General features: G+C 28.6%; 20 protein-coding genes and 1 tRNA gene. 8 read left to right on the forward strand and 13 right to left on the reverse strand.

Features of this window, described 5'->3' with window-relative positions:
• Window positions 1-449 precede the first annotated feature (449 nt).
• The 12 genes from DWV06_RS08835 to dnaA form a co-directional block, all read right to left on the reverse strand.
• Window positions 450-537, reverse strand: a tRNA-Ser gene (locus tag DWV06_RS08835).
• 91 nt (window positions 538-628) lie between these two features.
• A complete protein-coding gene (locus tag DWV06_RS08840; protein ID WP_115481824.1) occupies window positions 629-1,339 on the reverse strand; it encodes a lysophospholipid acyltransferase family protein in 711 nt (236 codons plus the stop codon).
• Between the two features lie 56 nt (window positions 1,340-1,395).
• The gene (locus DWV06_RS08845) at window positions 1,396-1,953 is read right to left on the reverse strand and encodes a Fe-S-containing hydro-lyase (protein WP_328587640.1); all 558 of its coding nucleotides are present in this window, start codon (window positions 1,951-1,953) and stop codon (window positions 1,396-1,398) included.
• Window positions 1,954-2,023: 70 nt separating this feature from the next.
• Complete coding sequence (locus DWV06_RS08850) at window positions 2,024-2,866, reverse strand: fumarate hydratase (RefSeq protein ID WP_115481826.1); 843 nt, start codon at window positions 2,864-2,866, stop codon at window positions 2,024-2,026.
• Complete coding sequence (locus DWV06_RS08855) at window positions 2,847-3,815, reverse strand: carbohydrate kinase family protein (protein ID WP_115481827.1); 969 nt, start codon at window positions 3,813-3,815, stop codon at window positions 2,847-2,849. The genes DWV06_RS08850 and DWV06_RS08855 overlap by 20 nt, the downstream gene beginning before the upstream one ends.
• A 12-nt stretch (window positions 3,816-3,827) precedes the next feature.
• On the reverse strand, window positions 3,828-4,661 hold the full coding sequence (locus DWV06_RS08860) for a putative ABC transporter permease (protein WP_115481828.1): 834 nt from the start codon (window positions 4,659-4,661) through the stop codon (window positions 3,828-3,830).
• Window positions 4,662-4,768: 107 nt separating this feature from the next.
• Window positions 4,769-7,270: a DNA gyrase subunit A gene (gene gyrA / locus DWV06_RS08865; RefSeq protein ID WP_115481829.1), complete on the reverse strand. Its 2,502-nt coding sequence runs from the start codon at window positions 7,268-7,270 to the stop codon at window positions 4,769-4,771.
• 60 nt (window positions 7,271-7,330) lie between these two features.
• Window positions 7,331-9,247: a DNA topoisomerase (ATP-hydrolyzing) subunit B gene (gene gyrB, locus DWV06_RS08870; RefSeq protein WP_115481830.1), complete on the reverse strand. Its 1,917-nt coding sequence runs from the start codon at window positions 9,245-9,247 to the stop codon at window positions 7,331-7,333.
• Window positions 9,248-9,273: 26 nt separating this feature from the next.
• Window positions 9,274-10,365, reverse strand: a complete 1,092-nt coding sequence (gene recF / locus DWV06_RS08875) for a DNA replication/repair protein RecF (protein ID WP_115481831.1) — start codon at window positions 10,363-10,365, stop codon at window positions 9,274-9,276.
• Window positions 10,362-10,568, reverse strand: coding sequence for an RNA-binding S4 domain-containing protein (locus tag DWV06_RS08880; protein ID WP_115481832.1), 207 nt, complete (start codon window positions 10,566-10,568; stop codon window positions 10,362-10,364). The genes recF and DWV06_RS08880 overlap by 4 nt, the downstream gene beginning before the upstream one ends.
• Before the next feature lie 23 nt (window positions 10,569-10,591).
• On the reverse strand, window positions 10,592-11,698 hold the full coding sequence (gene dnaN, locus DWV06_RS08885; protein WP_115481833.1) for a DNA polymerase III subunit beta: 1,107 nt from the start codon (window positions 11,696-11,698) through the stop codon (window positions 10,592-10,594).
• Window positions 11,699-11,971: 273 nt separating this feature from the next.
• Window positions 11,972-13,330, reverse strand: a complete 1,359-nt coding sequence (gene dnaA, locus DWV06_RS08890) for a chromosomal replication initiator protein DnaA (protein ID WP_115481834.1) — start codon at window positions 13,328-13,330, stop codon at window positions 11,972-11,974.
• Between the two features lie 546 nt (window positions 13,331-13,876).
• Between dnaA and rpmH the strand changes: the two genes are divergently transcribed.
• The 8 genes from rpmH (at window position 13,877) to rsmG (ending at window position 20,752) form a co-directional block, all read left to right on the forward strand.
• Window positions 13,877-14,011, forward strand: coding sequence for a 50S ribosomal protein L34 (gene rpmH / locus DWV06_RS08895; protein WP_005952426.1), 135 nt, complete (start codon window positions 13,877-13,879; stop codon window positions 14,009-14,011).
• A gap of 116 nt (window positions 14,012-14,127) precedes the next feature.
• The gene (gene rnpA / locus DWV06_RS08900; RefSeq protein WP_115481835.1) at window positions 14,128-14,463 is read left to right on the forward strand and encodes a ribonuclease P protein component; all 336 of its coding nucleotides are present in this window, start codon (window positions 14,128-14,130) and stop codon (window positions 14,461-14,463) included.
• A gap of 27 nt (window positions 14,464-14,490) precedes the next feature.
• On the forward strand, window positions 14,491-14,700 hold the full coding sequence (gene yidD, locus DWV06_RS08905) for a membrane protein insertion efficiency factor YidD (RefSeq protein WP_115481836.1): 210 nt from the start codon (window positions 14,491-14,493) through the stop codon (window positions 14,698-14,700).
• A gap of 14 nt (window positions 14,701-14,714) precedes the next feature.
• Complete coding sequence (locus tag DWV06_RS08910; RefSeq protein ID WP_115481837.1) at window positions 14,715-15,974, forward strand: YidC/Oxa1 family membrane protein insertase; 1,260 nt, start codon at window positions 14,715-14,717, stop codon at window positions 15,972-15,974.
• Between the two features lie 11 nt (window positions 15,975-15,985).
• Window positions 15,986-16,609: an RNA-binding cell elongation regulator Jag/EloR gene (gene jag / locus DWV06_RS08915; protein WP_115481838.1), complete on the forward strand. Its 624-nt coding sequence runs from the start codon at window positions 15,986-15,988 to the stop codon at window positions 16,607-16,609.
• 101 nt (window positions 16,610-16,710) lie between these two features.
• Window positions 16,711-18,087 (forward strand): tRNA uridine-5-carboxymethylaminomethyl(34) synthesis GTPase MnmE, encoded by a 1,377-nt coding sequence (mnmE, locus tag DWV06_RS08920; RefSeq protein ID WP_115481839.1) that lies wholly within the window; start codon window positions 16,711-16,713, stop codon window positions 18,085-18,087.
• A gap of 51 nt (window positions 18,088-18,138) precedes the next feature.
• Window positions 18,139-20,043, forward strand: a complete 1,905-nt coding sequence (gene mnmG, locus DWV06_RS08925; RefSeq protein WP_115481840.1) for a tRNA uridine-5-carboxymethylaminomethyl(34) synthesis enzyme MnmG — start codon at window positions 18,139-18,141, stop codon at window positions 20,041-20,043.
• Window positions 20,030-20,752, forward strand: coding sequence for a 16S rRNA (guanine(527)-N(7))-methyltransferase RsmG (gene rsmG, locus DWV06_RS08930; protein WP_115481841.1), 723 nt, complete (start codon window positions 20,030-20,032; stop codon window positions 20,750-20,752). Before mnmG ends, rsmG begins: the two co-directional genes overlap by 14 nt.
• Here rsmG and DWV06_RS08935 read toward each other — a convergent pair.
• Window positions 20,745-21,692 carry an alpha/beta hydrolase gene (locus DWV06_RS08935; protein WP_115481842.1) on the reverse strand — a complete coding sequence of 316 codons (948 nt, stop codon included), beginning with the start codon at window positions 21,690-21,692 and terminating at the stop codon, window positions 20,745-20,747. The genes rsmG and DWV06_RS08935 overlap by 8 nt on opposite strands.
• Window positions 21,693-21,772 lie beyond the last annotated feature (80 nt).

Here is a 21,772-nt window from a genome sequence, read left to right on the forward strand (position 1 = left end):
ATGTGTATATGAGACAGCCGCCAGCGTTCATCCTGAGCCAGGATCAAACTCTCAAATAAAGTTTTTTCCTTCAGAATTTAGCTTGGCTAATTCTTCCGTCGACTGTTTCCAGTCTTTACTGTTTTTTAGGTCGCGTTATAGTTATTTTTTAACTGTAACACTTGTTCTCTTTGAAATCTCTTTTGAATCTTTCAAGGTTGTTTTCACTGTTTAATTATCAATGTTCTTTTCTGTCTTTTATTGCGACAGCTATAATAGATTATCACATCTTCAAGCTGTTGTCAACACTTTTTTTTCTTTTGCTCGTTTTACATATTTCTATGTTTTTCGCGAGTAGATTTCTATAATACCATTTTACTTAATAATTGTCAAATACTTTTTTTAGCTTTTTGACAAAAAAATAATCTATACTTATATTATATAGAATATAAAAGTTAGAAAATAAAGAACGGAGAAAGAGGGATTTGAACCCTCGCGCCGCGCAAACGACCTATACCCTTAGCAGGGGCACCTCTTCAGCCACTTGAGTATTTCTCCTGAATAAAATATTTTCCATTATGATATTATCTATATCGTAACGCAAAAATTATTATACTAAAACGTATACTGTTTGTCAATCTGTTTTTTCTCAAATTTCTTCATTTTCTTTCAAAGCCTGATCAATCACTCTTTTAACATAGTTTGCAATTTCAACAGACTTCATATTTTTATAATCATCATAATAAAGTGGTTTTAAGTATTGTATCTTAACTATAACCTTATCAATCTTATTACTATCAAATGGTTGGAAAGCATTTATTAGTGCAACAGGTACAATTGGGCATTTAGCATTCATTGCACTTTTAAAGCTGCCTCCTTTAAATTCCCTTGTAAAATTTCCTTTAGATCTGGTACCTTCTGCAAATATAATAAAATTCCTACCTTCTTTCACTTCTTTTGTGACCTGCATAATTATTTTCATTGATTTTCTAACATCTTCTCTATCAATTGCATATGCTCTCATACAAATAAATATCTGTTTTAAAAATGGAATATCTTCTACCTCTTTCTTCATAATAACAGAAAAAGGATGTGGATGTACATCCAAAAAAGCTAACACATCATAAAGCCCTTGATGATTTGGAAACATAATATAACCATTTTCTTTTGGTATATTATCCAAACCTATTGCTTCTATTATAACACGCCCGCCTTTATTTGCTTTTTTTGTTCCCTTTTTTAATAAATCAAAACGTTGTTGCTCTGTATATTTTTTGGCTCTGCAATAAAAACATAATTTTATGAACCAAAATGGTGCAAAAAATAAATTTTTTAAAACCATTAAGATAATTCTATTCATAATAAATTCCTCTAATGTAAACTATCACTAATTATTATAACCACTTAATTAATTATTTACTCTTTCTCATATTTAATAGATGCTGTATCGTATAAATTTTGTCCTTCTGTATCAATAACGACTATTACAGGAAAATTTTCTACTTCTAATTTTCTAATTGCTTCTGTACCTAAATCATCATATGCTATAATAGTTGATTTTTTTATACATTTTGATAATAAAGCTCCTGCACCGCCAACTGCAGCAAAATAAACAGCACCATTATTAATGATTGAATCTTTTACTTCATCCGATCTTTTACCTTTTCCTATCATTCCTTTTAAACCTCTGTCTAATAAGACCGGCGTATATTTATCCATACGACTTGCAGTTGTAGGTCCTGCAGAACCAATAGGCATACCTTCTCTAGCCGGAGTTGGTCCCATATAATAAATTATATTATTTTCTACATTAAAAGGAATATCTTTTCCTTCTTTTAAAGTTTCAATCATTCTTTTATGTGCAGCATCTCTTGCAGTATAAATTATACCCGTAATATATACATAATCTCCTGCTTTTAATTTTTTTAATTCTTCACTTTTAATAGGCACACTTAAATACTTATCCATAGTTATCCTCTTTTCATTAATAGATTATCATTATTATCCACAATTTATCTAACTTTTGTGGATAACATACTCTAAATTATATTTCTTTCTTAATATGTCTATTTACATGACAACATATATTAATTGCAACAGGTAATCCTGCTATATGTGTAGGATATGTATCTATATTTACAGCAAGTGCTGTAGTTGAACCACCAAGACCACCTGGACCAATTCCTAATTTATTCACTTTTTCCAGCATTTCTAGTTCTAATTCTTTTATATATTCAATTTCTGAATGATCTCCTACCTGTCTTGTTAAAGCTTTTTTAGCCAAAATTGCACACTTTTCAAAAGTACCACCTACTCCAACCCCTACTACCATAGGAGGACATGCATTTGGACCTGCATCTTTCACTGCAGTTAAAATAGCATTTTTAACTCCTTCAATCCCATCAGATGGTTTTAACATGAAAATCCGACTCATATTTTCACTTCCAAAACCTTTTGGAGCAACTGTAATTTCTACCTTATTGCCAGGAACAATATTATAATGTATTACTGCCGGAGTATTATCCTTTGTATTTTTCCTATATATAGGATCTTCTACAACAGATTTTCTTAGATATCCATTTATATATCCTCTTCTAACACCTTCATTGATGGCTTCCTCTAATATTCCCCCTTCAATATAAACTTCCTGACCTATTTCCATAAAAATAACGACCATTCCGGTATCTTGGCATATGGGTATCATCTCTTCTTTCGCTATTTTTAAATTTTTCTGCAATTGATTTAAAATCTGTTTTCCAAGAGGTGATTCTTCAGAATTCATAGCATTTTTCATTGCATGATCCATATCAGTAGATAAAAAATGCGCAGCTTCAATACACATTTCTTCTATTGTATCTACTATCAAATTAACATTTACTTTTCTCATTCTTTTCCTCATTTCTAATATAATTGATATATTCATTTATTTTTTCTTTATTATAAGAAACTGAAGTTGTTCCTGTATATTGCACATTTATAGCTGCTATCGCGTTGGCGTATCTACAACATTCTTTATTACTTTTTTGTTTAATTAAAGCAGTTATAAAACCTGCGGCAAAACTGTCACCTGCTCCCGTCGTGTCCACAACACGAACATTTTTTACTCCTGGGATTATAAATTCTTCTTTTTCATTTTTAAAAAAGCAACCCTTTTCTCCTAATTTAATGATTACATTATTAACACCAGAATCCAAAAACTTTTCTGCCATATCTACTATATTATTTTTTTTTGTTAATTTATATGCTTCTTCCCTATTAGGAAATATATAATCTATTTTTTTCAAAACACTTTCAATCTGTTGTAATTCTTTAAGCCAACCTGAACAAATTACATCAGCACAAATAGTAGCATTATCTTTATTAGCAGTTTCAACAACTTTTTGAATATTATCTAAATTGCGAAATGGTAAGGAACCAATACTTGCTAATGATATTATTTTTGCAGATGGAATCATTTCATTATTAATATTATATGGAATATTTTGATTTGATTTTGGTGAAATAAATCTTCTTTGACCATTATTATCTACTAACACAATTGCTTGTGATGTTTGACAATCAAATGTTAGAATCGATTCGAGAGATATATCTTGATCTTTTAATACACTTTTGACATAATTACCATTATAATCATTACCAACTCCACATACTAATCGAACATTATTTGATAATTTTTTTAAATTTATTGCTTGATTCGCAGCATCACCACCTATTGATTTTTCAATTTTTTCAACTCTATATGTTTCTTCAGAGTTTGCAAATTTTTCAAAATCAAAACCTTTTATTATAGTATCTACACACGCAATTCCTATACATAATACACTTAATTGTTCCATATTTATCACCACTTATCTTAACTTTTTATTTTTATAATACGATTTTAAGTTATCTAATACTTCTTGATAATTTTTTGATTTCATTCTTGGGAAAGCTTTCATTAATCGTTTATGTATTATATATTTTTTCTCAAACAATTTCCGGTAGCTTTCTTTCAATTGATAAATCTCTTGCTTTTTTTCATCTAAATTTACTTTTATATTTCCAATATTATTTTTCCATTCATCACTAATTTCCATTATATCTACAACTCCATTAGATATATTTTCTCCCAGCTCATCTGAGATATATTTTAACTTTTTAGAAATTTCATTCATTAGAGAAAGTCTTTTATTTAATTCTAGAATAGCATTAATGGTCACAATTATATCAAAACAAAATGAAATTATGATTAATGAAATTATGATAATGCCAATATTATATGGAATTAATTTTACAAAATAAGTAACAGCAGGATGTATGATTTGTATTATAGTAACACAAGCAATTCCCCACATTATAGAAAACTTCAAACAGATATATCCACATAAATTAAATGGCAAATCTGTATAATCCCACCAACTGTTATTAAAAACTTTTTTTAATACAAATCCTGTTATAAATTCTATAATTGAGGTTAAAACTAAAGATCCAAGAAATAATATAACTAAATTCTCTTTTATCGGTTCTAATAATATAATTACAACGAGTACTCCAAATCCATAAATAGGACAAAAAGGTCCATTTAAAAAACCCCTGTTTACAAATTTTCCTGTATTAAGTGTTGCATAAACTACTTCAATACACCAGCCTATAAATGAATAAATATAAAACAACCAAAGTATTTGATATATAGTATTTATCATAAGTACATCTCCTTGTTATATATTTATAGAACAAAAAACAATCTAAAAATATTTTATCATATCTTTAGATTGTTTTCTCTACTTTATAAAATATTTTATTGATTATTTTAATTTTCTTGATTTAATTCTTCTTCAAGCTTTTTTAAAACTTCTTCTGTTAAATCCGGCGCACTATCTCTAACTTTAGCAATACTTGCAACCGTAATATCATTTTCCATATTAATTAATTTAACACCTGATGTAATTCTACCAAGAATTGAAATATCTTTAATCATTAATCGAATTATAATGCCTTCAATTGTAATGATCATAATTTCATGATCCGGATTAACAGCTTTTACGCCTACTACATTACCAGTTTTTTCAGTAATTTTATAACATTTTACACCTTTACCGCCACGGTTTTGAGATGTAAACTCATCCATCATGGTACGTTTACCTAGACCTTTTTCTGAAATAATCAATAATGATTCTCCTTGAGTATGCATCTGCATACCGACAACTTCATCATTATCAGAAAGATTCATTCCACGTACACCCATTGATGTCCTTCCCGTAGGCCTTACATCTTGTTCATTAAATCTAATACATTGTCCATATTTTGTAACCAATATTATATCTTTTTCATTATTTGTAGACTTAACTTCTATTAATTCATCCTCTTCACGAAGACTAATTGCAGCTAAACCTGTTTTTCTAACATTTGCATATTCAGTAATTGCTGTCTTTTTAACCAATCCTTTTTTCGTAGCCATAAATAGATATCTGCCTTCTTTATATTCCCTAATTGGTATTATAGCAGTTATCTTTTCTCCCGGTGTTAATTGAAGAAGATTAATAATAGCTGTACCTCTGGCTGTACGACTTGCTTCAGGTATTTCATATGCCTTTAATCTATATACTTTACCTGTACTTGTAAAGAACATAATATAATGATGAGTTGTTGTCATTAACAAATCTTCAATGTAATCCTCATCTATTGTCTGCATTCCTTTAATACCTTTACCACCTCTATGCTGACTTTTAAAATTATCCACAGTCATTCTTTTTATATAACCTAATTTCGTCATGGCAATAACTGTATTTTCTTTCGGTATTAAATCTTCCATTGATAAATCATATTCATCAAAACCTATGGATGTCCTTCTATCATCACCAAACTTTTCTGATATTATCATAATTTCTTCTCTTATCACACCTAAAAGTTTGTTTTCATCTGCCAGAATAGACTTTAACTCAGCTATTTTTTCCATTAACTCAAGATGTTCGCTTTCAAGTTTTTCTCTTTCTAATCCTGTCAATGCTCTTAACCTCATATCTGCAATAGCTTGAGCTTGAACATCCGTTAAACCAAATCTTTCAATCAAACGGTTCTTTGCATCTTGTGTAGTCCTGGAAGACCTCATGATTTTAATAACTTCATCAATATTATCTAAAGCGATCAATAAACCTTGTAAAATATGATCTCTTTCTTCTGCTTTATTTAATTCATATTTAGTTCGTCTAGTTACTACATCTTTTTGATGTAATAAATAGTAATTTAACATCTGATATAAATTAAGTACTTTTGGTTGATTATCAACAAGTGCAATCATAATTACCCCAAACGTATCTTGCAATTGTGTATGTTTAAATAATTGATTTAATAATACATTTGCACTGACATCTTTACGAAGCTCAATACAAATACGCATACCTTGTCTATCTGATTCATCTCTTAAATCAGTAATACCCTCAATTTTTTTGTCTCTGACTAATTCTGCAATCTTTTCTATTAATCTTGCTTTATTTACCATATATGGTAACTCAGTAACAACAATTCTGTTTTTCCCATTTTGCATTGGTTCAATATCTGTTACTGCACGAACTCTAATTTTTCCTCTACCTGTACGATAAGCCTGTTCAATACCATGAGTTCCTAATATCGTTGCTCCGGTAGGAAAATCAGGTCCTTTTATAATATCTAATAATTCATCAATTTCAGTATCTCTATTCTCATAAATTTGATTATCAATAATTTTAACTACAGCTGCAATTATTTCTTTTAAATTATGCGGAGGAATATTCGTTGCCATTCCTACTGCAATACCAGTTGTACCATTAACTAATAGATTTGGAAATCTTGATGGCAGTACAGAAGGCTCTTTTTCTGTTTCATCAAAGTTTGGTACAAAATCAACAGTATCTTTATTTATATCAGCAAGCATTTCCATAGAAATTTTACTTAAACGTGCTTCTGTATAACGCATTGCCGCTGCTCCATCACCATCAACAGAACCAAAGTTTCCATGTCCATCAATCAATGGATATCTTGTCGACCATTGTTGTGCCATATTAACTAATGCACCATAGATTGAACTATCTCCGTGTGGATGATATTTACCCATTGTATCACCAACGATACGAGCACATTTACGATGTGGTTTATCCGGTCCATTATTTAATTCTATCATAGAAAAGAGAACTCTACGCTGAACAGGTTTTAATCCATCTCTTACATCCGGAAGTGCACGAGAAGCAATGACACTCATAGCATAATCTATATAAGATGTCTCCATTGTTTTTATAAGATCTATGTCATGTACTTTATCAAATATTTTGTCATCCATTATAACTAATTTCCTCCATTCGCAATTTAAGTCAACCGACTAATCTATTGCTATTATGAATTATACGTCTAAATTCTTAACATATTTTGCATTTGCTTCAATGAACTCTCTTCTAGGTTCTACTTTGTCCCCCATTAATGTAGTAAATGTCACATCTACTTCTGAAGATGCTTCTTCATTCATAGTTACACGAAGTAATACTCTGCTTTCAGGATCCATTGTAGTTTCCCATAGTTGTTCTGCGTCCATTTCACCAAGACCTTTATAACGTTGAATTTTATTATTTCCATCTCTTCCAACTTCTGTAAGAATTTCATTTAACTCTTCATCGCTATATGCATACCAAACTTTTTTACTTTTTTCCACTTTATAAAGAGGCGGCTGTGCTAGATATACATAACCCTCTTTTATTAAATCCGGCATAAAACGATATAAAAAAGTTAATAATAATGTACTGATATGAGCACCATCAACATCGGCATCAGTCATAATAATAATCTTATGATATCTAAGTTTTGAGATATCAAAATCATCATGTATTCCGGTACCAAAAGCAGTTATCATAGCTTTAATTTCAGCATTTGCATAGATTTTATCAAGTCTTGCCTTTTCTACATTTAAAATTTTACCTCTTAAGGGTAAGATAGCTTGCGTATTTCTGCTTCTGGCTGTTTTTGCTGAACCGCCTGCAGAATCCCCTTCAACAATATAAATTTCACAATTTTCTGGATTCTTATCAGAACAATCTGCCAGTTTTCCAGGAAGTGACATACCTTCTAATGCACTTTTTCTTCTAGTTAAATCTCTCGCTTTTCTAGCTGCATCTCTCGCTCTTTGCGCCATAATTGATTTTTCACAAATATTCTTTGCAATCTGAGGATTCTGTTCCAGATAATATGTTAATTGTTCACTTACAATATTGTCAACAGCACCACGTGCTTCGCTATTTCCTAATTTCTGTTTTGTCTGCCCCTCAAATTGTGGTTCTTCAATTTTAACACTTATAATTGCGGTCAGACCTTCACGAATATCTTCACCAGATAAATTAGACTCATTTTCTTTTAATAATTTATTTGTTCTAGCATAATCATTAAATGTTTTTGTCAATGCATTACGAAATCCTGACAAATGAGTTCCACCTTCGGGAGTCGTAATATTATTAACAAAACTATACGTACTTTCTGTATATGAATCATTATGCTGCATTGCAACTTCTACATAAACATTATCTTTTGTTCCTTCACAATAAATAACATCATTGTATAATTCTTTTTTGCTATTATTTAAATACTCAACAAATTCCTTTATCCCGCCTGCATAATGAAACTCTTTTTTTATAATAGGTTCTTTTCTATGATCTTGGAGAATAATTTTTAAATTTTTAGTAAGAAATGCCATTTCTCTAAGTCGTTGTTTTAGTATATCATAATCATAAATTGTATCTTCAAAGATACTGCCATCAGGACAAAAAGTTACTTCTGTCCCAGTCTTTTCAGCATCACAATCACCAACGATTTCCAATGGATGCATTACATGTCCTCTTTCATATCTTTGTTTATATATTTTTCCATCTTTATAAATCCTTACTTCAAGCCAATTTGACAATGCATTTACTACAGACGCACCTACACCATGGAGACCACCTGATACTTTATAACCTCCGCCTCCAAATTTTCCTCCTGCATGAAGTATCGTAAATACAACTTCTACTGCCGGAATACCGGCTTTTTGATTAATTCCAATTGGAATACCACGGCCATTATCGATTACTGTTACAGAATTATCTTTATTAATGATTACATTAATAGTATCACAATATCCTGCTAAAGCTTCATCTACTGCATTATCCACAATTTCATATACCAAATGATGTAATCCTTTTGATGATGTACTTCCAATATACATACCTGGTCTTTTTCTAACTGCTTCTAATCCTTCTAATATCTGTATTTGATCTGCACCGTACTCTGTACTCATATGAATCCTCCTACTGTTTTCCACAATTATTCTGTTTCTTTATGAAAAACTTTTCCTTCTACTACCTGAAAAACTTTATTAATTTGAAATCTATTCTTTACAAATTCATCCAATCCAGTACATGTTATTAATGTTTGAATATTATCAATATTTTTTAATAAATAATTTTGTCTCTTACTATCAAGCTCAGATAAAACATCGTCTAATAATAAAACAGGCATATCGCTGATTACTTTTTTTACAAGCTCAATCTCTGCTAATTTTAAAGAAAGTGCTGATGTCCTCTGTTGTCCTTGAGATCCATATTTTCTAATATCAATTCCTTTAATTAAAAATAATAAATCATCTCTATGAGGTCCTATTGATGTTGTTTTAAGTTTTAAATCTCTATCTAAATTTTTTTTCAGACTCTCAACAAATAATTCTTTTTCAATATTAGGTTCGTATTTTAAGACTAAATCTTCCTTTTCGCCAGATAATTTCTTATGTATTTTAAATATTATTTCGTTTAAATTCAAAATAAATTCTCTTCTTCGACTAATAATCTCAAACCCAAATTTATATAATTGGTTATCCCATATTGATATAGTGTCTTTTAATTCAGGTCTGAATGAAATATCTTTTAGTAATTTATTTCTTTGATTTAAAACTTTATTATAATTAGATAAATTATACAAATATATCTTATCTAACTGACATAATTCCATATCAATAAAACGTCTTCTTTCCTGTGGACCATTTTTAATAATATTTAGATCCTCCGGAGAAAAAAAAACTATATTGATTATACCAAATAATTCACTTGCTTTTTTTATTGGAATACCATTTATTGCAATTCCCTTTGGTTTATTCTTTTTTAAATGAATATCAATTTGATAAAGAACCTGATTCTTTTTAATTTTGGTCCTAATATGTGATTCATCCTCATGAAATTGAATCATTTCTCTATCTTTACTTCCTTTATGGGATTTAGTAGTACCACTTAAATAAATACTTTCAAGAATATTAGTTTTTCCTTGAGCGTTATCCCCATAAAAGATATTTGTTCCACAATCAAATTCAATATCTAAGTTATTATAATTTCTAAAATTGTTCAGTTGAATGGATTCTATGATCATTTTACAATTTTAATTTCCTCTCCATCATATGAAACAATATCTCCATCATAAAGCTTTTTTCCTCGTTGATATTCTATTGTTCCATTTACTTTTACTAAACCATCTTTAATAACTAACTTAGCAAACAGACCTGATTCTACCAATCCAGCAGCTTTTAATGCCTGTCCTAGTTTTATAAATTCATCTCTTAATTTTATTTCCATTTTTATCTCTTTTCTATCCATACTTATGATGCATTAAAATTTACAGGAAGAATTAAATAAATATATTTTTCATTTTCATCTTTAATAAAACAAGGCGCTTTAGGATTAACAAGATATATAGTAACTTCCTCATCTTCAATAACTCTTAATGCGTCAATTAAAAATTTAGGATTAAAGCCGATCAGGATATCTTTTCCCTCTTTAGAAATATCAATATCTTCATTCATAGAACCTACAAAAGAATTAATTTTTAATTCCATAATTTCATCATTTATGTTTATAATAATAGGTTTTTTGTCCCCTTCTTTAACCAGGAGTGTTGCTCTGTCAATACAGCTTAATAATTCTTTTTTATTTACTTTAATCTTTGTTTCATAATCTGATGATAGCATTTGGGCAATTTTAAAATATTCTCCTTCAATCAATCTTGAAACAACCATAGTATTATCAAATTCAAAAACTATATGATTTTTGGTAAAGAACATTTTTACTTCTTCATCAACTTCACCAGATAGAATTTTACTTATTTCATTTAATGTTTTACCGGGTACTACTACTTTTTTGCTATCATATGACTCTTTTAATTCTATTTTTCTAATAGAAATTCTATGACCATCTAAAGAAACTACTTTTAACTCATTATCATTAATTTCAAATAATTCTCCTGTCATTAATTTATTAGTATCATTATCAGCAATTGAAAATATTGTTTGTCTAATAACTTCTTTCAGTGTAAATTGAGAAATAGTAATAAAATCAGATTTCTCTATATATGGTAAATATGAAAAATCTTCTCCTGATTTACCTACAATATTAAATTTCGCTTTTTCACAAGTTATGACTGTTTTAAAATTGGAATCCGTTTCTATTACAACATCATTATCAGGTAACTTTCTTACAATTTCGGAAAAGATTTTGGCATCTAATGCAATAATACCTTTTTCTATAATTTCGCCTTCAATTTTGGTTTCTATACCTAATTCCATATCATTTGCTGTTAATTTTATTTCATTTGTTGATGCATCAATCAGAATACATTCCAGTATAGCCATTGTAGTTCTTGAGGGAACTGCCTTGGAAACAATATTAACACCATGTAATAATTTAGATTTTGAACATATAATTTTCATCTTTGTGAATAACTCCCTTCTGGATTTTCATTTATAAATATATAATTGATAATAGTAATATTATTAGTAATAGGTGTTAGTAAGTGTATAACTTATGAATCCATTGGAAATTAAATTAAAATTACTAAGAATAACTATGTTTAAAACACCAAAATAAGTGAAGAATAACTATTAAGTTTTTAACATTGTAATTTTAATAAAAATGATATTCACAAATATAAACATCTTATTCACACACTATGAACATAAATATGTTAATAAATAGAATGAGTCCTAATTAGGATTGATTTTTTTCTTTATTGTTTCAACTACATTTTTTGTAGTTTCATTAACAGCGATATCTTTTGATATTTTATCAGCACCGTGAATTATAGTTGTATGATCTCTTTTACCAAGTAAATTACCAATTTTTTTTAAAGGTGCATCTGTCATATCACGACAGAGATACATAGCTATTTGTCTTGGAACTACAATTTCTGAGTTTCTTTTTTGAGAAACCAGATCTGATACCTTAAATCCAAAGTGTTCAGCGACTGTTTCAATAATAAGTTCAGGTGTAATTTCTTTAGGCTTGTCCGGATAAATTAAATCCTGTAATATATTTTCTGCCATTTTAACAGTAATCTCTTTATTTTCAGGTTCAAGTCTTGAATGTGCAATTAATTTATTTAGAGCGCCTTCTAATTCTCTAATATTAGATTTTACATTAGTAGCAATGTATTGAATAACTTCATCATCAACGTTATAACCATCTAATTCTTCCTTTTTTCGTAGGATTGCCATTCTGGTTTCATAATCCGGAGACTGAATATCAGCTATCAATCCCCATTCAAACCTTGATCGGAGTCTGTCCTCTAAAGTTTCCATTTCTTTTGGAGGTTTATCACTGGATAGAATAATTTGCTTTTTTGCACCATGTAAGTCATTAAAAGTATGGAAGAATTCTTCCTGTGTACTTTCTTTTCCTATAATAAACTGAACATCATCAATTAAAAGAACATCAATATTTCTGTATTTTTCTCTAAATTTAGACATTGCAGTATTGTTTCCATTACGAATTGCTTCAATAACTTCATTCGTGAAAAATTCTGATGTCACATATAAAACTTTAGCATTTGGATTTTTAGATAATATAAAATGTGCAATAGAATGCATTAAATGTGTTTTACCAAGACCAACTCCTCCATATAAAAAGAGTGGATTGTAAGCTTCTCCCGGTGATTCGGCTACAGCTAAAGATGCAGAATGTGCGAAACGATTATTCCCGCCGACTACAAAAGTATCAAAAGTATATTTTGGATTAAGATTGCCTTTTTCGGCATTAATAACTACTTCATTTTTTATAGGAGAAGCAAAAACTTCACTTTGCTTTGCTTGTTCAGGTAAAATAAAAACTATTTCATATGTTAGACCTGTAAATTCAGCAACAGCTACTTTAATAGGAAGTTTATACTTTTTATTAATGTATTCTAATCCCATTTGTTCAGAAGGAACTAATATCGTTAATTCATTTCCTATGACACTGTGAACCTTTAAAGGCTTCAACCAGGTTTCAAAAGAAATAGGTGTCAACTCATGTTCTTTTCTTACTGTTTCAAGTATTTCTTCCCACTTTTCTATAATAATTTCCATTATAATGCTCCCTAAAAAATATGATATAAGAAATAATAAGTTAATAATTATATTACTACATAGAATCTCTCACATTCTATATTATACTAAAATATTCAATTAATCAATGCCTATTTTGTATGTGGATATAGATGTGAATAGTGACTTATACTAATGTGGATATTTTATTTCAATGATTTTTATGTGAATAAGTTATACAAGTTATCCATATAAAAAATTTATTGAAAATAAAGGAAAAGTTTTTAGTAAAAGAAAGTTTTTAACATGAAATTATAATGTTATCCACAAGATATCCCCATTATGTGGATAACATTATGTAAATTAAAATATCCACATACAAATCTATAACTGTATTTCTTTGTTTTTATTCGTAAGTAATAAATTTAAAAATGTCCACTATTTACTTGACTAATATGCTTTTATTGAATATAATTGAAATGGTGTTTTTGAACATATTATACAATTTGAAAAGTAACCTTTTCGGTTGTTAGAAAATTATTTTACCATATTATAGATATTTGGTTATATAAAAGGAGGTGCATTCGAATGAAAATGACATTTCAACCTAAAAAGAGATCAAGAGCAAAAGTTCATGGATTTAGAGCAAGAATGAGTACAAAAGGCGGAAGAAAAGTATTAGCTGCTAGAAGATTAAAAGGAAGAAAAAAATTATCTGCATAGGGCCGCATGATTGTGGTCTTTTCTTCTATGATAGTGGAGTTAGTTATATCCACTATCATATATTATTCATGAAATATACTTACTATATATAATGTAGTAAAAAAGGAATTGATTATATGAACTTTTCAGAGTCATTAAAAAAGAATCGAGATTTTAAATTTGTATATGAAAAAGGAAAATCGTTTGCAAATAAGTATTTAGTAATGTATGTTTTGAATAATGAATCCAATAAAAATCGATTAGGTATATCAGTAAGTAAAAAAGTTGGAAATAGTGTTATAAGACATCGAATTACAAGATTAGTGAAAGAAAGTTATAGATTAGATGAAAATCAATTAAAAAATGGATTTGATATTGTTATAGTTGCACGAACCGGTGCAAAAGATAAAAGTTATAAAGAGATAGAAAGTGCTTTGATGCATTTATTTAAGCTTCATAATATAATTAAATAAAAAAAAGAAAAAGAAGATGGAATTGTTTTGAAAAAAATATTATTATTTTTAATAAAAATTTATAGAAGGTATCTATCACCGTTAAAATCTTCAAAATGTCCTTATATACCAACATGTTCGCAGTATGGACTTGAGGCAATTGAAAAATATGGTGCTATCAAAGGTTCATTATTAACGGCTTGGAGATTATTAAGATGTAATCCTTTTTCAAAAGGGGGATATGATCCTGTTCCATAAAGGGAGGTTATTTTTTGACTAGTATTTTATTGACTCAAAGTAATACTTTTATTTTAGGTCCAATTGCTAAATTATTAGGGTGGCTTATGAATGCCATATATATGTTTTTAAATAATTTCGGTATTCAAAATATCGGTTTGTGTATTATTCTTTTTACAGTTGTAGTCTATTTGTGTATGTTACCATTGACAATAAAACAGCAGAAGTTTGCAAAAATGTCTGCAAAGATGAATCCTGAGTTACAAGAAATTAGAAAGAAATATAAGGGTAAAAATGATCAGGCTTCTATGCAGAAATTAAATGAAGAAACAAAACTGGTATATGAAAAGTATGGATCTTCTCCATCAGGTCAATGTTTACCACTTTTGGTTCAAATGCCAATTTTCTTTTCATTATATAGAGTAATTAATAATATTCCTGCATATGTAGGTAGTGTGAAAGGAATATTTATGCCGTTGGCAGAATCCTTATCATCTTCAGATAATATAAATAATTTTATTAAGTTTTTATCAGATAAAAATATAAAAGTTGTTAATATAGATAAGGCAGCCAGTTTAGCAATACAAAAGAATTCAATTATTGATGCTTTATATAAGTTATCGACAGATCAATGGGATGCATTAAAAGATAGTTTTAATGGTTTGGGTTCAATGATAAGCAATACGCAAAGTAGTATTGATCATATGAATAATTTTTTGGGTATTAATATAGCAAATTCACCATCAAGTATATTTATGAGTGCAATTTCAAATAAAAATTATATTATGGTAATTGCTGCTTTGTTAATTCCAGTTTTATCAGCGATAACACAAATAATGAATTACAAATTAATGCCACAAAGTATTCCGGATGATGATAGTAATCCTATGGCTTCTTCAATGAAATCCCTAAATTTTACAATGCCGATTATTTCTGCTGTTTTTTGTTTTACTTTACCGGCAGGTATGGGTATCTATTGGATTTCTGGTGCGGTAGTAAGAAGTATTCAGCAAGTTGCAATTAATAAATATTTAAATCGTGTTTCTACTGATGAATTAGTAAGAATAAATCAGGAAAAAGTGAAAAAAAAGAATGAAAAATCAGGAAACCCAGCTCAAAAGATTTCTACAAATGCTAAAATAAATACGAAAAAGATTGATGAAACAAAAAAGACTACTTCTTATAGTGAGAAAGATACTGTAAGTAAGTCAACAGAAAATAGTACGAGTAAGCCCGGAAGTTTAGCATCAAAAGCAAATTTAGTGAAGCAGTATAATGAAAAGAATCTTAAATAGGAGGGTATTGTATGGAGTTTATGGAAATTAAAGCGAAAACGGTAGATGATGCAATTACTGAAGCTTTGATTAAACTTGGAACGACAAGTGATAATATTGAGTATGAAGTAATTGAAAAGGGAAGTACAGGCTTTTTCGGATTTGCAAGTAAGCCAGCAATAATAAAGGTACGTAAAAAAGTAACAAATGAGAATAAAGCAAAACAATTTTTAGATAATGTTTTTAAAGTAATGAATATGCAAGTAGATGTAGTGATTAAAGAAAATGAAGAAAAAGGCTCTGTTGATATTGATTTAAGAGGAGAAGATATGGGCCCATTAATTGGTAAAAGAGGACAAACTCTTGATGCTTTACAGTACTTAACTAGTTTAGTAATAAATAAGGATTCTTCTTCTTATAAAAGAGTTAAGGTAGATACTGAAAATTATAGAAAAAGAAGAAAAGATACTTTAGAAAATTTAGCTAAAAATATTGCTTATAAGGTAAAAAGAACAAAACGTTCTGTTTCTTTAGAACCTATGAATCCCTATGAGAGAAGAGTGATTCATTCTGCATTGCAAAATGATAAATATGTTAGTACACATAGTGAAGGAGAAGATCCTTTTAGACATGTAGTTGTTACAATTAAAAGATAATTTGAAAGGAAGGATTGGTTCAACCAATCCTTTTTATTCCCTAAATTTCTATATAAAATAAAGTTAAATATAAATTTAATATTATCGAAAAGGTGAAGTTTATGAAGATAGATACAATTGCAGCTATAGCTACAGCTGTTGCTAATTCTGGAATTGGAAAAATTAGAATTAGTGGTGAAGATGCAATAACGATATTAGGAAAAATATATCAGCCAAAAAATAATAAGAAAAATATAGTTGAAGCAAAAAGTCATACGATTCATTATGGTTTTATTGTTGATCAAGATATAGTCATTGATGAAGTTTTAGTTCTTATAATGAAAGCACCAAATAGTTATACAAAAGAAGATATTGTAGAGATTGATTGTCATGGCGGCATATTAGTAGTAAAGAAAATTTTAGAAGTGATTATAAAAAACGGAGCAAGGTTAGCAGAACCAGGAGAATTTACAAAAAGAGCTTTTTTAAATGGAAGAATTGATTTATCACAAGCAGAAGCCGTAATAGATTTAATTAATGCTAAAAATGATTATGCAAGACAAAGTTCTGTTAATCAATTAAAAGGAGCTGTTTCACAAAAGATAGAAAAAATAAGAAAAGAAATAATTCATGAAGTGGCGTTTATTGAATCAGCGTTGGATGATCCAGAACATATTCAAATTGATGGATATGGAGAAAATCTATTGATTAAAATAGAAAATTTAATAAGTGAATTGGAATTATTATTAAAATCTTCAAAAAGCGGAAAAATAATAAAAGAAGGAATAAAGACTGTTATAATTGGAAAACCCAATGCAGGTAAATCATCTTTATTAAATGTATTATTAGGAGAAGAACGTGCAATTGTAACAGATATTGCTGGAACTACAAGAGATTCATTAGAAGAAAGTATAAATTTAAATGGAGTTAATTTAAATTTAGTCGATACAGCAGGTATTAGAGATACAGATGATTTGGTTGAACAAATAGGCGTAAATAAAGCAAAAAACCATTTATTAAATTCAGATTTAATAATATATGTAGTAGATGCGACAACAAATTTAGATCAAAATGATTATAAAATAATTGATATGATTCAAGATAAAAAAGTTATTATACTTTTAAACAAATCAGATTTGAATATGTTAATAACTGAAGATAAATTAAAAAAAGTTGTGGATAAAACTATTATTACCATATCAACAAAAGAGAATGAAGGAATTGATTTATTAGAAAGTGAAATAAAGGATATGTTTTATAAAGGTAATATATCCTTTAATGACCAAATTTATATTACAAATGTTAGACATGAAGCGGCAATTAAAGACGCTTATAATTCATTATTACTAGTTAAGAATAGTATATTAGATTTGATGCCGGAAGATTTTTATTCTATTGATTTAATGAATGCATATGAGTCATTGGGAAATGTAATTGGTGAGTCATTAGGTGAAGATTTAGTGAATGAAATCTTTAGTGAATTTTGTATGGGAAAATAATAAAGCGGAAAAAAGATAAAATTTTGAATTTAGAAAAGAGGAATTATTAAAATGTCTACAATTATGGAAAATTATGATATATGTATTGTTGGTGCAGGGCATGCAGGTTGTGAAGCTGCACTGGCATCTGCAAGATTAGGATTAGAAACGATTCTATTCACAGTTAATATTGAAAGTATTGCGTTAATGCCTTGTAATCCTAATATAGGAGGTACATCAAAAGGACATTTAGTAAGAGAAATAGATGCTTTAGGCGGTGAGATGGGTAAAAATATTGATAAAACATTTATTCAATCTAAAATGTTAAATAAATCAAAAGGGCCAGCGGTACATTCACTACGTGCGCAAGCAGATAAAGCGGAATATACTTACAAAATGCGTGAAGTATTAGAGAATACAGACCATTTAACTATAAGACAAGCAGAGGTTACTGAGTTAATTTGCGAGAATAATATAATAAAAGGTGTAAAAACTTTTTCTGGTGCTCAATATAATTGTCAAGCAGTTATACTTTGTACAGGTACGTATTTAAAGGCAAGATGTTTATATGGTGATGTTGTAAATCATACTGGACCCAATGGTTTACAAGCAGCCAATTACTTGTCAGAAAGTTTAAAGTCACTGGGTGTAGAAATATTCCGCTTTAAAACAGGAACACCTGCCAGAATAGACAGAAGATCGATTGATTTTTCAAAAATGCAAGAGCAGTTTGGTGATGATAGAGTAGTACCTTTTTCATTTGAGACAGATATAAATAGTGTTCAAATAAAACAAGAATCCTGTTGGCTTACATATACAAATGAAAAAACGCATGAAGTAATTAAAAAAAATTTAGATCGCTCTCCACTATATTCAGGAATGATAGAAGGAACTGGACCAAGGTATTGCCCATCTATTGAAGATAAAGTAGTTAAGTTTTCTGATAAAGATAGACATCAGGTATTTATTGAGCCAGAAGGAAAATATACAAATGAAATGTATGTTGGAGGAATGTCAAGTTCTTTACCGGAAGATGTTCAGTATGCAATGTATAGATCAGTACCTGGATTAGAGAATGCTAATATAGTAAGAAATGCTTATGCTATAGAATATGATTGTATCAATCCCAGACAATTGAACCCAACACTTGAATTTAAAAATATAAGTGGTCTATTTAGTGCAGGACAATTTAATGGAAGTTCAGGTTATGAAGAAGCTGCTGCTCAAGGATTGGTTGCAGGGATTAATGCAGCTATGAAAATTTTAGACAGAGAGTATTTGATATTAGATCGTTCAGAATCTTATATTGGCGTACTAATAGATGATTTGGTTACAAAAGAAAATAGAGAACCGTATCGAATGATGACATCCAGAGCGGAATATAGATTATTATTAAGACAAGATAATGCTGATTTGAGATTAACAAAGTTAGGTTATAAGGTCGGATTAATATCAAAAGAAAGATATAAGAGGTTATGTCTTAAGGAAGAGATGATTAAAGCGGAAATAAGCCGCTTAGAAAAAGAATCTATCGGTGCAAACAAGGAAGTACAAGAATTATTAGAAAAAAATAGTAGCACAACATTAAAGACCGGTACAAGTTTAGCTGAGTTAATTAGAAGACCGGAATTAAATTATGAAACTATAAAGAGTATAGACAAAAATAGAAAAGAGTTACCTTTAGATGTTATAGAACAAGTAAATATAAATATTAAATATGATGGCTATATAAAAAGACAAATGAAACAGGTTGATCAATTTAAAAAGTTAGAAAAAAAATTAATTCCTGAAAATATTTGTTATGATGAAATTAGAGGGTTAAGAATAGAAGCGCAACAAAAGCTAAATTTATTTAAACCGGTATCAATAGGACAAGCATCTAGAATATCTGGAGTATCTCCAGCTGATATTTCAGTGTTATTAGTTTATATGGAGCAGTTAAAGGTAAATAGAAGGAGTTTAAATGGAGCATTATAAAAAATATTTTAAAGAGGGATTAGAACAGTTAAATATTAAATTAGATGAATCAAAAGTTAATCAATTTATAGATTATTACAATTTATTAATTGAATGGAATAATGTTATGAATTTAACTGCAATAACAGAGTTCGAAGATGTAATACAAAAACATTTTTTAGATAGTCTTGCATTAGTCAATGCTATTGATTTAAATAAAATAGATAGTTTACTAGATATAGGTACTGGTGCAGGATTTCCTGGATTACCTTTAAAAATTGCGTTTCCTCATTTAAATGTAGTATTAATCGATTCTTTAAATAAAAGGATTAAATTCTTAGACCATGTCATACAATGTTTAAATATAAGTTCTATTAAAGCTATACATGGAAGAGCAGAAGATTTTGCTAATAACTATGATTTTAGAGAATCATTTGATTTATGTGTGTCAAGAGCAGTAGCAAATTTGTCATCTTTAACTGAGTATTGTTTACCTTATGTAAAAGTTGGTGGAAAATTTATTTCTTATAAGTCAGTTGATGTGGATAACGAAGTAAATGAATCAAAAAATGCTATTTTTATATTAGGGGGTAAATTTAATTCTCAAGTTAAATTTTCATTACCAAATACCGACATAAATCGTTCGTTTATTATTATTGATAAGTGCAAAATAACACCAAAAAAATATCCTCGGAAGGCAGGTATGCCAACCAAGGATCCAATTAGTTAAAAAACATTTTAATATACTCTAAAATTATATTTGGTACTTCTAATTGTGGAAGATATTTTGCTTGATTAATATAGGCATATTCAATTGCCGGATTATAGTGAATATATTCTTCTACAATAGAAGTAGAGTGATTACTATTTAAACTGGATATGATAAAAATACTATGATTAATAGCTTTTAAAGCATGAATAATATTAGCATTTGTATATTTCCCTTTCATACTGCTGAACAGATATTTTGCCTTTCCATTTCCAATATGTGCACCAGAATAATATGCATTTACATATTTATTTGATACTAAATGATTTTTAAAATAGTATTCGTAAATAAATAAGTCTCTCATATTTTTTTTAGAGAATATCATATTGTATATTAAAGTTCCTATGATTGGGATATCAATTAGTAATTTAAGTGCTTTTGTTTTTTTTGTAGGAACAGTTTTAAGTTGTCCAATGTTTGATGGGTTTATGATCATAATTTTATTATATAAATCTTTATCTAAATGACAACCCATAATGACAAAAGATGATGATTCACCAGTAACAATAATATCTGTCTTTTGATTTATAATATTTTTAATAAAATCATTTATTAGTTGTACATAAACGTAATTCGTATATGTAATATTTGGTTTTTCTGAAAGTCCACAACCTAATAAATCTATAGTGTAAACAGTATTAGATTTAGATAATGATTTAATTATTTTTTCCCATTCAAAAGAGGAACTACCTACGAATAAATCATGTATTAATAAAATAGGTTTACCTTTTCCTTGTTTCGTATAATAAATATTTCCAAATCTCCATTCAAAAAATTTTCCTCCATTTAATGTTAAATTATTTTTAGAATTTGCTAAACTAGTAATTATTTTATTTATAGCATACATCGAAAGGGTGGTTAATGAAGATAAGAGAAAAAATGTTTTAAATTTATTTTTCATAGCTTTAACATCTCCTTTTGTTTCTATTTTATATTATAGACGAATTAATGAAAAGATACAAATAAATTTCTGTAAAATAG

Origin of the sequence: Anaerosacchariphilus polymeriproducens, from assembly GCF_003363435.1 — a bacterium.
GTDB classification, from domain to species: Bacteria; Bacillota; Clostridia; order Lachnospirales; family Lachnospiraceae; genus Anaerosacchariphilus; species Anaerosacchariphilus polymeriproducens.

Excerpts from the sequence above, each read along its gene's own strand:
- gyrA (WP_115481829.1), bottom strand. The coding sequence starts at position 7,270 with ATGGATGACAAAATATTTGATAAAGTACATGACATAGATCTTATAAAA.
- DWV06_RS08855 (WP_115481827.1), bottom strand. The coding sequence starts at position 3,815 with ATGGAACAATTAAGTGTATTATGTATAGGAATTGCGTGTGTAGATACT.
- mnmE (WP_115481839.1), top strand. The coding sequence starts at position 16,711 with ATGAAGATAGATACAATTGCAGCTATAGCTACAGCTGTTGCTAATTCT.
- DWV06_RS08850 (WP_115481826.1), bottom strand. The coding sequence starts at position 2,866 with ATGAGAAAAGTAAATGTTAATTTGATAGTAGATACAATAGAAGAAATG.
- rsmG (WP_115481841.1), top strand. The coding sequence starts at position 20,030 with ATGGAGCATTATAAAAAATATTTTAAAGAGGGATTAGAACAGTTAAAT.
- DWV06_RS08840 (WP_115481824.1), bottom strand. The coding sequence starts at position 1,339 with ATGAATAGAATTATCTTAATGGTTTTAAAAAATTTATTTTTTGCACCA.
- DWV06_RS08880 (WP_115481832.1), bottom strand. The coding sequence starts at position 10,568 with ATGGAAATAAAATTAAGAGATGAATTTATAAAACTAGGACAGGCATTA.
- recF (WP_115481831.1), bottom strand. The coding sequence starts at position 10,365 with ATGATCATAGAATCCATTCAACTGAACAATTTTAGAAATTATAATAAC.
- rpmH (WP_005952426.1), top strand. The coding sequence starts at position 13,877 with ATGAAAATGACATTTCAACCTAAAAAGAGATCAAGAGCAAAAGTTCAT.
- DWV06_RS08860 (WP_115481828.1), bottom strand. The coding sequence starts at position 4,661 with ATGATAAATACTATATATCAAATACTTTGGTTGTTTTATATTTATTCA.
- dnaA (WP_115481834.1), bottom strand. The coding sequence starts at position 13,330 with ATGGAAATTATTATAGAAAAGTGGGAAGAAATACTTGAAACAGTAAGA.
- DWV06_RS08935 (WP_115481842.1), bottom strand. The coding sequence starts at position 21,692 with ATGAAAAATAAATTTAAAACATTTTTTCTCTTATCTTCATTAACCACC.
- rnpA (WP_115481835.1), top strand. The coding sequence starts at position 14,128 with ATGAACTTTTCAGAGTCATTAAAAAAGAATCGAGATTTTAAATTTGTA.
- gyrB (WP_115481830.1), bottom strand. The coding sequence starts at position 9,247 with ATGAGTACAGAGTACGGTGCAGATCAAATACAGATATTAGAAGGATTA.
- dnaN (WP_115481833.1), bottom strand. The coding sequence starts at position 11,698 with ATGAAAATTATATGTTCAAAATCTAAATTATTACATGGTGTTAATATT.
- jag (WP_115481838.1), top strand. The coding sequence starts at position 15,986 with ATGGAGTTTATGGAAATTAAAGCGAAAACGGTAGATGATGCAATTACT.
- mnmG (WP_115481840.1), top strand. The coding sequence starts at position 18,139 with ATGTCTACAATTATGGAAAATTATGATATATGTATTGTTGGTGCAGGG.